The sequence below is a fragment of the Nostocoides jenkinsii Ben 74 genome (assembly GCF_001046875.1).
GTDB classification, from domain to species: domain Bacteria; phylum Actinomycetota; class Actinomycetes; order Actinomycetales; family Dermatophilaceae; genus Nostocoides_A; species Nostocoides_A jenkinsii.
Genome location: NZ_HF571038.1, coordinates 3441695 through 3451762 on the forward strand (window position 1 = coordinate 3441695; position 10068 = coordinate 3451762).

Below are 10068 nucleotides of genomic sequence, written 5' to 3' on the forward strand. Positions count from 1 at the left end.
TGCGGCACGGGCCGGGCCGGCTGCTCGCCGCCGCGGGCGTCGAGGTAGTTGGCCTTGGGCACCATGACCTTGCGACGGAAGATGCAGACGACCTTGCCGTCCTGGTTGTAGCCGATGGTCTCGACGTAGACCACGCCGCGGTCGTCCTTGGACGTGGACTCCCACTTGTCGAGGACGGTGGTCTCGCCATACAGGGTGTCGCCGTGGAAGGTCGGGGCGACGTGTCGCAACGACTCGATCTCGAGGTTGGCGATGGCCTTGCCACTGATGTCGGGGACCGACATGCCGAGCAGGATCGAATACACATAGTTGCCGACGACGACGTTCTTGCCGAACTGCGTGGTCTCCTCGGCGTAGTGCGCGTCGAGGTGCAGCGGGTGGTGGTTCATCGTCAGCAGGCAGAAGAGGTGGTCGTCATACTCGGTGACGGTCTTGCCGGGCCAGTGCTTGTAGGTGGCCCCGACCTCGAACTCCTCGTAGCTGCGCCCGAATTGCATACCGAACTCCTTCGTCACCGATGAACGCTCCCCATCCTCGCCGCGCCGCGCGCACGGCGCGAGGCCTCGCCTGGGTGGGTTGGCTCACATGCAATGGATCAGTTCCGTTGCGTAGGTCCATGGTGTCTCCCAAAGCGGCGCGGCTCAGGGCAGGGGGCGATCCAGCGGGAGAGTTATGCCGCTTCGGGTCACGTCCACCTGGACCTGCTTGCCGGCGGGGGGTCTGATCGTGAAGTCGTGGTCACTCTGCAGGATCGTTAAGGCCAGGCTGTGGCCGGGCGCGAAGACGTGGTCGGTTGCTTCAAGGCGGACTTTGACCGTCATGACGGCGCCCGGGGTGATCGGATCGGTGCGCCACAGCGACCGGCGATTCTGCGGGTCGGCCCACCCCTGCGTCACCAGCGTCGCGCGTCCAGCCTTGTCGATGTCCAGGATGCCGACGGTCAGGTTGGCATTCGGCTGGGCGAGTGACACCTTGAGCGTCGCGGTCGGGAAACCCGACAGTCGCGTCGCCTTCTCGATCGGGAAGCTCTCATAGGCGAGCCCGGTAGCCCGCCGAGGTGCGTTGGTGAACGACGTCAACGTCTGACGGGGGTCATCGGCGAACGTCATCCGGGCCTTGGGCGTCCCGGCACGAAGGATGAACGAGGAGAACGACATCGAGCGGTTCCGAACCCCGGGGACGGGCCACTCGGCATACGCCTTGTTGATCCCGGTGGGGGACTCGATTAGCGCGCGCGGCTCGCTATCCACCCCATTGCGTATGCCGAGCACGTAGCGGGTGAACCAGCGCACTTGCGCGTTCACCGGGGGTTCGCCGCCGTGCCCGCCTTGGTGCCAGTAGACCTTGGCCGGCGTTCCCTGGGCGCGCAGGGCGCGGTACCACAGGCCCGCCTGGCTGGGCTTGACGTTCCAGTCGGAGAGGCCGTGCGCGACATACACGGCGGCCTTGACCTTGGCGACGTCGGCGAGGTAGCTGCGCCCCTGCCAGAAGTTGTTGAGATCGCCGGTGAGGCGGTCCTGCGCCCGGGCGAGATCGGCAACCACCGGCCGGCAGATGGCCGGATTCGCCCGGGTGAGAACGAATTTCGCGAGCACGTCGGCGTCCTCGCCCTGATAGCCCTCCGGTGCGACCACGGCCCCGCCAGCGCGGTAGTAGCCGTACCAGTCGGAGATGGCGGAGGTGGGAATGATGGCTTTGAGCCCGTCGACGCCCGTGGCCGCGACCGCGTTCGGCAGGGTGCCGTCGTAGGACGTGCCGACCATCCCGACATTGCCATTGGCGAAGCTCGCGCGCACGGCCTTCCCCGCGGCATCGACGGCCGTCGCGCGTCCATTCAGCCAGTCGATGACGGCCTTGACGCCGAGCGTCTCATTGACCCCGCCCGTCGTCGGGCAGCCGGTGGAGCCGCCGGTGCCGAGCGACTCGACCTCCATCCAGGCGAATCCCCGTGGAATCCAGCGCTTCGACGTCCACGGGTCGAGCAGTTGCACTGCGGTCGGTCGCGCCCCGCCCGGGCTCGACGTCCAGATCGACCGGGCTCCGGGGTCGTACAGGTCGTGGTCGACATTGTGGTTCGGGACGTCGTTGACCCCGGTGAAGTAGGGACTCGCGTGCATGATCACCGGGAGTTTCCCGGTGGCGGCGGTGGCACGGGCATACCGCACATGCACCCGGTCGTTGTGCCCGTCGCGGTCGGAGTCGACGGGCACCTCGACCCAGGCCTCCTTCACCGTCCACTCGCCGGCGCGATCGGAGAACACGGGTTGGGCGGCGCCGTCGCGCACCACGGGTCCCGTCGGTCCAGTCGTATGGGGAGTGCTCGCCCCCGCGGTCGGCGCCACGACAACCCCCGCACCGGCCGCGGTCGCCAAGGCGGCCACGGCCGCGATCCGAGAGTAAGCAGTGCCTTTGGGAGACAACCCAGCTTCGGGAGACAATCTAGACATAAGCACGAGAACACTTCCGTTGCGCAGGTAGGAGTTTCGGCAACGGGCGGGAATGTGCGCCGAGGGTGACCCCGACGGGTGACCCCCGAGGTCAGGCGTCCTTGATCTCGGCGAGGACCTGCCCATTAGTCACCGTAGCCCCGACGGTCGCCGAGAGGCCCGAGACGACCCCGGCCTTATGGGCGTTGATGGGTTGCTCCATCTTCATCGCCTCTAGGACGAGGACGAGTTCGCCGGCGGCGACCGTCTGCCCGTCCTCGACCGCGACCTTGACGATCGTGCCTTGCATCGGCGCGGTCAACGAGTCACCGGACGCGGCCGCCCCGGTCTTGGCGCCCCCGGCTCGGCGAGGTGCCTTCTTCTTGGCCGCGGCCCCGCCGCCACCGCCGAGCGACAGGCCGCCGGGCAGGGAGACCTCGACTCGCTTGCCGCCAACTTCGACGACGATATTCTGGCGTTCCTCCGCCTCGGCCGCCTCGCCGGCGGGACCGGCATACGGGGCGATGTCGTTGTCGAATTCCGTCTCGATCCAGCGCGTATGGACCGTGAACGGCGCCCCGCCCTCCGGCGCGAAGGCCGGATCGCGCACGACCTTGCGGTGGAACGGGGTGACCGTCGGCATACCTTCGATCACAAGTTCGTCGAGGACGCGGCGGGACCGCTCGATTGCCTGCTCGCGGGTGCGGCCGGTGACGATGAGCTTGGCGATCATCGAGTCAAAGGCGCCGGCGATGGTGTCGCCCTCGACGATCCCGGCATCCCAGCGCACACCCGGACCCTCGGGAACCACCATCTTCGTCACGGTGCCTGGCGCGGGCAGGAAGCCGCGGCCCGCGTCCTCGCCGTTGATGCGGTACTCGATCGAGTGCGCATGCGGCTCCGGATCGGGATAGTCGAGGACGCCGCCGTCGGCGATCCGGAACTGCTCCCGGACCAGATCGATCCCGGTGACCTCCTCGGACACGCAGTGCTCGACCTGGAGGCGGGTGTTGACCTCAAGGAAGGAGATGTCACCTTGCGGCCCGACCAGGAACTCGCAGGTGCCGGCACCGACATACCCGGCCTGCTTGAGGATCTCTTTGGACGCCCGAAGCAACTCGGTGTGCTGCTCCTCGGTCAGGAACGGGGCGGGTGCCTCCTCCACCAACTTCTGGTTGCGACGTTGCAGTGAGCAGTCGCGGGTGGAGACGACCACGACATTTCCGTGCTGGTCGGCTAGGCACTGGGTCTCCACGTGCCGCGGGTGGTCGAGGAATCGCTCGACGAAGCACTCGCCCCGGCCGAAGGCCGTGACCGCCTCACGCACGGCCGACTCGAACAGGTCGGGGATCTCGGCCAGGTTGCGGGCGACCTTCAACCCGCGGCCGCCACCGCCATACGCCGCCTTGATGGCGACCGGGAGCCCGTGCTCCTCGGCGAAGGCGACGACCTCGTCGGGCCCATTGACGGGGTCCTTGGTGCCGGGCACGAGGGGGGCGTTGGCGGCGAGCGCGATATGCCGCGCCTTGACCTTGTCGCCGAGGGAGTCGATCGCCTCCGGTCCGGGGCCGATCCACACCAGGCCGGCGTCGATGACCTTCTGCGCGAACGGTCCGTTCTCGGCGAGGAAGCCGTAGCCCGGGTGGATCGCGTCCGCGCCGGACTCCTTGGCGATCTCGATCAGCTTGTCCTGCAACAGATACGAGTCGGCGGGGGTGGACCCACCGAGCGCATAGGCCTCATCGGCGACCTTGACGTGGAGGGCGTCGCGGTCGGGCTCGGCATACACCGCCACCGAGCCGATCCCATGGTCGGCGGCGGCGCGGGCGATGCGGACAGCGATCTCACCGCGGTTGGCAATGAGGACCTTCGTGATCGGCATGGGGCCGAGACTATCGCCCAGCGCAAACCGGTCGCCCAGCGTTAGGTGCCGCCCGGCGGTGAGGTGGGTCATAGGCTCGGGGTATGACGATTCCCACCATTGACCTCGCCGCCCCTGGCGGCGCCGTGCCCATCCCCGCGCTTGGCTTCGGTGTCTGGCAGGTCGCCGACGACGAGGCCGAGCGGGCCGTGGCCGAGGCGCTACGCGTCGGCTATCGGCACGTCGACACCGCGAAGCTCTATCACAACGAGGTCGGCACGGGCCGCGCCGTGCGCGACAGCGGACTGGCCCGCGAGGACGTCTTCGTGACGACAAAGGTGTGGCCGACGGACTTCGGGGCGGAGGCGACCCCCGCGGCCTTCGAGGCATCCATGGACCGGCTCGGCCTCGACGTCCTCGACCTCCTCCTCCTGCACTGGCCGTGGCCGCACGAGGACCGCTACCTCGAGGCGTATGCCGCGCTGCTCGCCCTGCGCGCAACCGGCCGGGTGCGCGCGGTCGGGGTGAGCAACTTCGCGATCCCGCACCTGGAGCGCGTGCACGCCGAGTTGGGGGAGTACCCGGCGATCAACCAGATCGAGTTGCATCCCTACCTGCAGCAGCGGGAGTTGCGCGCCTTTCACCGGGAGCACGGCATCGTGACCGAGGCGTGGAGCCCCCTGGCCTCGGGTCAGCGGGTGCTCACCGATCCCGTAGTGGCGCAGGTCGCCGCCAAGCACTCGGCGACGCCGGCGCAGGCGATCCTCGCCTGGCACCTGGCGATCGGCAATGTGGTCATCCCGAAGTCGGTGACGCCTAGCCGGATCGCCGAGAACTTCCGGGCGGCCGAGCTCACCTTGGACAGCGCCGACATCGAGGCGTTCGAGGCGCTGGATCAGGGCTTCCGCACCGGTCCGGACCCGGAGGCCTTCGAAGGCTGACGGCGGTCGGGCCACGCCGGTTCAGTCCAGCGCGGGTCAGTTCGGCGCGGGTCAGTTCGGCGCGGGTCAGTCCAGTGCGGGTCAGTTCAGCGCCGTGGCGATCGCCCGGATGTGTTCGGGCGAGGAGCCGCAGCAGGCGCCGATGAGGTCGATGCCGGCCTCGCGTAGTTCCTGGGCGTGCGCGCCCATCGCGGGCGGATCGACCGTGTAGGCGAAGGCGTCACCCTGCACCTGCGGCAGGCCCGCATTGGACTGCGCCACCAGGAGCACGCTGTCGTCAGCGCCGCGCGCGGCCATCAACTCGGCGGCGATGCGGATCATCTCCTCCGGTCCCCGCCCGCAGTTGGCGCCGACCGCGTCGGCGCCGGCCTCGGCGAGCGCGTGCACGGCCGCCGTCGGTGTCACGCCCATCATCGTGCGCAGGTTGGTGTCGAAGCTCATCGTTGCCACGATCGGGAGTTCGGCCGCCACCGCCTTCGCCGCCGCGATCGCGGCCCGGCTCTCGGCGAGATCACTCATCGTCTCGATCAGGATGAGGTCCGCGCCGCCGTCGACGAGCGCGCGAATCTGCTCGCTGAACAGCGCGATGGCTTCGTCCTCGGCCATCGTGCCCAGGGGTGCCATGAGTTCACCCGTCGGCCCGATGTCGCCGGCGACGAGGATGTCGTGCCGGTCCGCGACGCGGCGCGCGATCTCCGCGCCGGCCTTGTTCAGGTCGTATGCCCGTGCCTCCAGCCCGCTCATCGCCAGCCGTGGGCGGGTGCCCCCGAAGGTGTTGGTGGTCAGGATGCGGGCGCCCGCCGCGGCATACTCCTCATGCAGTGCCTCGATGGCCGCCGGGTTCTCGGCATTCCACAACTCCGCGACCTCGCCTGGTGGCAGTCCGCGCTCCTGCAGGAGCCAGCCGTAGCCCCCGTCAATGATGGCCGGGCGGCCGGCAAGCAGAGTGGTGAGTCGGTTGTCGGTCACCACGCAAGTTTAGGTGGCGGCCTCACAGGGGCAGGAGGCGCTCGACGAATAGGCGCAGTTGGGCGAGGTTGCGGCATTCGTGCATGTCGACGACCTCGGCATACCGATGGGCGACGGAATCTCCCGAGGACCATTGCCGAGCGGGTTCGGGGTTGAGGAAGATCACGGAGCGAGCGCGTTCTCGGATGGCGTGGAGGGCGTCAAGGCCCGGGTCGGTGTTGTTGGTGCGGGCGTCGCCGAGGATGAGCACGATGCTGCGATGGCCGACGGCATCCAAGTGGTGTGCGACGAAGTCCTCGAAGGCGGTGCCGTAGTCGGAGTTGTTGTGCCACTTCGTCATTCGACGCAGTTCGGTCAGGCTGGCGCTCAGGTCGGCGCCGGGTGGGGCGCCGGCGACGAGGTCAGTGAGCTCGTCGACGACATTGATGAATCCGAAGATGCGCACCCGGCGGAACTGGCTGGCGAGGGCCTGCATCAGCAGGATGGTGAACCGGGAAAATCCGGCGACCGAGCTCGACATATCGCATAGCAGGACGAGGTCGATCCGGCTCGGGGAGGGTCGCCGGTATGCCGGGCGGATGGGCACCCCGCCGGTTGCCAGTGCCCCGCGAAGCGTGCGGCGGATGTCGATCGTGCCGCCACGCCCGTGCCGGCGGCGGGCCGCGAGCCGGGTGGCGAGCTTGCGCGCGAGTGGGGTGATGGCGCGGCGCAGTTCGGCCAGCTCCTCCGGCCCAGCAAGGATGAAACTCGTCTGCTCGGCGGGGCCGCGCACGGCATACCTGGCGATGCGATCGCTACCGCGCGCCTCGGCGTTGCGCCGCCGCGTCTCGCGCTCCACGCTCAGGCGGAACTCCGCCACCTGGTCGCGAACCTCGTCGCGGGTGAAGCGGCTGGTGAACCCGCCAGCGCCGCTGACCCCCGAGCCGCTGCCTGATCCGCCGCCCGACCCGCTGCCACCGCCACCGCTCCCACCTCCACCGGAGCCGTCCCCGGAGCCGCCGGGGGTGTCGAGGCCGGCATCCTGCAGTCGCTGCAGGGCTGCCGCGATGGCGGTCTGCGGGGCGAGTAGGTCCAGGGCCTGGGCGGCGGAGAAGCTCCCGAGGGTCGAGTCGTTCGGCAACCGCCCCAGCGTGGCGACGACGCGCGCGGCGAGCACGTCCATCTTGCGCTGGCTCCCGGTGGCCAGGGCCGCGGCGAGGTCGGCGCGCAGCCGCTCCGCCAGCGCCCGGCGGCCGGCCGCGTCCGTGGGCGGAGGCAGCGGATCATCCCGCGGGACAAGGGATCGGGAACCGAGCGCCGCCGGGAAATAGACGTCGAAGAGGTCGTCGAACACCCGCTGCTCGGCGCTGCGCCGCAGCAAGGTCGCGGCGAACGCGGCCCGCAGACGCTCGCGGTCGTCATACCCCAAGGCGGTCGCGGCAGCGGCGGCGTCGATGAGATCGGAGGTGCCAGTGCGGATGCCGTGCCCCCGCAGCGCCGCGCCGAAGGCGACGAGGCGGCGCGGGATGGCGACGACCGTCTCGTCAGGGGCGGGACGGGTGGTCACAGGTCCAGGGCGTGGCGGGCGCGCTCGATGTCGTCCTGGTGTTTCAGCAGGACCCAGAGGTTGTCGCGCAGCTGCTCCGCAGCGAGGTCGTCCGCGCCGAGTGCCACCAGAGTGCGCGCCCAGTCGATCGTCTCGGCCACCGACGGCGACTTGCGCAGCTTCAGCTTCCGGAGCCGATCGACCAGCCGCACAACGGATTCGGCAAGCGAGGTGGATACTTCCGGCACGTGCTGCAGGACGATTCGCTGCTCCAACTCGGGGGTCGGGTAGTCGATGTGCAGGAATAGGCAGCGGCGACGCAGCGCCTCGGACAATTCGCGGGTGGCATTGGAGGTGACCACGACGAACGGCGGCCGGGTCGCGCGAATCGTCCCGAGCTCGGGGACGGTGACCTGGAAGTCGCCGAGCACTTCCAGCAGCAGCCCCTCGATCTCTTGGTCGGCCTTGTCGAGTTCGTCGACGAGCAAGACCGTTTCGCCCTCAGCGCGGATCGCCTTGAGCAGCGGCCGGGGGAGCAGGAACTCTTCGGTGAAGATGTCGCTGCGGAGTTCGTCCCAGGCGTGCCCCTGCTCGGCGGTGATCCGCAGCAGCTGCTTGGCGTGATTCCACTCATAGAGCGCCCGCGCCTCGTCCACGCCCTCATAGCACTGGAGCCGAATCAGTTCTCCACCAATGGCATTGGTGACGGCCTTGGCGAGCTCGGTCTTGCCGACGCCGGCAGGCCCCTCGATCAGCAGCGGCTTGCCGAGGCGATCGGCGAGGAAGACGGTGGTCGCGATGGCATCGGAGGCGAGGTAGCCGACGGCGGCGAGGCGCTTCGCAACCTCATCGACCGTCGAAAAGCGTTGCGTCACACATGCTCCCGGCTCGTGGCCCAGCGACGCGGCCCGCGGGAGCCCGCGGCATACGTCTCCATGGGCACCTTGTCGGCAGCCCACGCCTTGAGCACGGGCTCGACGATCCGCCAGCACTCCTCGGCGGAATCCCCGCGCACGGTGAGCAGTTGGGAGCCATCGAGGATCTGGCCGAGAACCTCGCCATACGCCTGCATGCGCGGCGGCGCGAGCACGGCTTCGAGAGTCTTCTGCTCCAGGTCGAGCGGGTCTCCTTCGGCGTTCATCGTCAGGGTCAGCGAGACGGTGCCGGGCTTGAGCCCGATGACCAAGGTGTCGGAGCCCGCAGGGCCGGCGAAGCCGTGGGGCAGGTGCGCGACGTCCTTGAAGGTGACGACGATCATCTTGCGGACTTCGCCGAGCGCCTTGCCGCTGCGCATGGTGAAGGGCACTCCGGCCCAACGGTTATTGGCGACCTCGACGGTGATCTCGGCAAGGGTTTCGGTGAGGCGACTCGCGTCGACACCCGGTTCCTTGATGTAGTCCGGGATGCGCCGACCATCGGAGGTGCCCTTGGTGTAGCGGGCCCGTCGTGACGCCGCCACCGGGTCGCCGTCCCACAGTCGCATGGCCCGCATGACCTGGGCCTTCTGATCCTGCAACTCGCGTGCGTCGAGGGTAGCGATCGACTCCATCGCAAACAGGGCGAGCACCTGGATCAGGTGGCTTTGGATCATGTCGCGCAGCGCACCGGCGGTGTCGTAGTAGCCGGCGCGACCCTCCAAGGCGAGGGCCTCGTCATACAGGATCTCGACCTTCTCGATGTGTTCGTTGCTCCACATCGGCTGGAACAGTCGGTTGGCGAAGCGCAGGCCGATCAGGTTGAGGACGGTGTTGACGCCGAGGAAGTGGTCGATGCGATAGACCGCATCCTCCGGGACGGCGCGCGCGAGGAGTTCGTTGAACTTCTTGGCACTCGCGAGGTCCGTGCCGAACGGCTTTTCCAAGGCCAGGCGGGTCTCGTGTGGCAGCGTCATCTGTTGCAGCAGTGCGCAGCACTTCATCGTCACCGCGGGCGGGAGGGCGAAGAAGATCACCAACGGTCCGTCGCCGCACGCGGTGATCAAGCTCTGCAGGGAGGCGGGGTCGAGGATGTCTGCCTTGATGTATGCCGTGTCCCGGCTCCCTGTGCGCGTTACCGTCGCGGGGGCCTTGACCGTGGCGAAGGAATCCTTGATCCGCGCTTTCCAGTCCGCGGCGCTGAGGTCGATCCGGTCCGAGCCGACGATCCGCAAGGTCCGGTCGCGCTCGGCCATCAGCAGTGTGGCTATGCCGGGCAGCAGCAGCCGGTGCGTGAGGTCACCACCGGCGCCGAGGATGAGCAGGGTTGTGGTCGGTGGGGTCGACGCAGCCATGGGCTGATCGTCGCACGATCCGCAGCGCGCGCGGCGGATTGCCTGGCCGCCCGGCGGGGGCGGCGCCGGGCGGCGAG

General features: G+C 68.9%; 8 protein-coding genes. 1 reads left to right on the plus strand and 7 read right to left on the minus strand.

Annotated elements, in window-relative coordinates; all coding sequences use genetic code 11:
* From BN13_RS16400 to BN13_RS16410, 3 genes are all read right to left on the minus strand, one after another.
* The coding region (locus BN13_RS16400) for a MaoC family dehydratase (RefSeq protein ID WP_235434093.1) at positions 1–515 on the minus strand (515 nt) is incomplete at its 3' end.
* 126 nt (positions 516–641) lie between these two features.
* Positions 642–2381 carry a Xaa-Pro dipeptidyl-peptidase gene (locus BN13_RS16405; protein ID WP_162199985.1) on the minus strand — a complete coding sequence of 580 codons (1740 nt, stop codon included), beginning with the start codon at positions 2379–2381 and terminating at the stop codon, positions 642–644.
* A gap of 157 nt (positions 2382–2538) precedes the next feature.
* The gene (locus tag BN13_RS16410; RefSeq protein ID WP_048549334.1) at positions 2539–4308 is read right to left on the minus strand and encodes an acetyl/propionyl/methylcrotonyl-CoA carboxylase subunit alpha; all 1770 of its coding nucleotides are present in this window, start codon (positions 4306–4308) and stop codon (positions 2539–2541) included.
* Positions 4309–4391: 83 nt separating this feature from the next.
* Here BN13_RS16410 and BN13_RS16415 point away from each other — a divergent pair, with 83 nt between their 5' ends.
* Entirely contained in the window at positions 4392–5228 is an 837-nt protein-coding gene (locus BN13_RS16415; protein ID WP_048548245.1) for an aldo/keto reductase, read from the plus strand.
* An 81-nt stretch (positions 5229–5309) separates the two neighbouring features.
* On the opposite strand, the gene BN13_RS16420 is transcribed toward BN13_RS16415, so the two are convergent.
* From BN13_RS16420 to BN13_RS16435, 4 genes are read right to left on the minus strand one after another with little or no spacing between them, the layout of a single operon-like run.
* A complete protein-coding gene (locus BN13_RS16420) occupies positions 5310–6197 on the minus strand; it encodes a homocysteine S-methyltransferase family protein (RefSeq protein WP_235434094.1) in 888 nt (295 codons plus the stop codon).
* A 22-nt stretch (positions 6198–6219) separates the two neighbouring features.
* The gene (locus BN13_RS16425) at positions 6220–7743 is read right to left on the minus strand and encodes a VWA domain-containing protein (protein WP_048548246.1); all 1524 of its coding nucleotides are present in this window, start codon (positions 7741–7743) and stop codon (positions 6220–6222) included.
* A complete protein-coding gene (locus BN13_RS16430) occupies positions 7740–8597 on the minus strand; it encodes an AAA family ATPase (RefSeq protein ID WP_048548247.1) in 858 nt (285 codons plus the stop codon). The genes BN13_RS16425 and BN13_RS16430 overlap by 4 nt, the downstream gene beginning before the upstream one ends.
* The gene (locus tag BN13_RS16435) at positions 8594–9991 is read right to left on the minus strand and encodes a glucose-6-phosphate dehydrogenase (protein WP_048548248.1); all 1398 of its coding nucleotides are present in this window, start codon (positions 9989–9991) and stop codon (positions 8594–8596) included. The genes BN13_RS16430 and BN13_RS16435 overlap by 4 nt, the downstream gene beginning before the upstream one ends.
* Positions 9992–10068: the final 77 nt, after the last annotated feature.

What these genes read in the sequence shown, in the direction of transcription:
- BN13_RS16435 (WP_048548248.1), bottom strand. Translation starts at nt 9,991, where the DNA reads ATGGCTGCGTCGACCCCACCGACCACAACCCTGCTCATCCTCGGCGCC.
- BN13_RS16410 (WP_048549334.1), bottom strand. Translation starts at nt 4,308, where the DNA reads ATGCCGATCACGAAGGTCCTCATTGCCAACCGCGGTGAGATCGCTGTC.
- BN13_RS16415 (WP_048548245.1), top strand. Translation starts at nt 4,392, where the DNA reads ATGACGATTCCCACCATTGACCTCGCCGCCCCTGGCGGCGCCGTGCCC.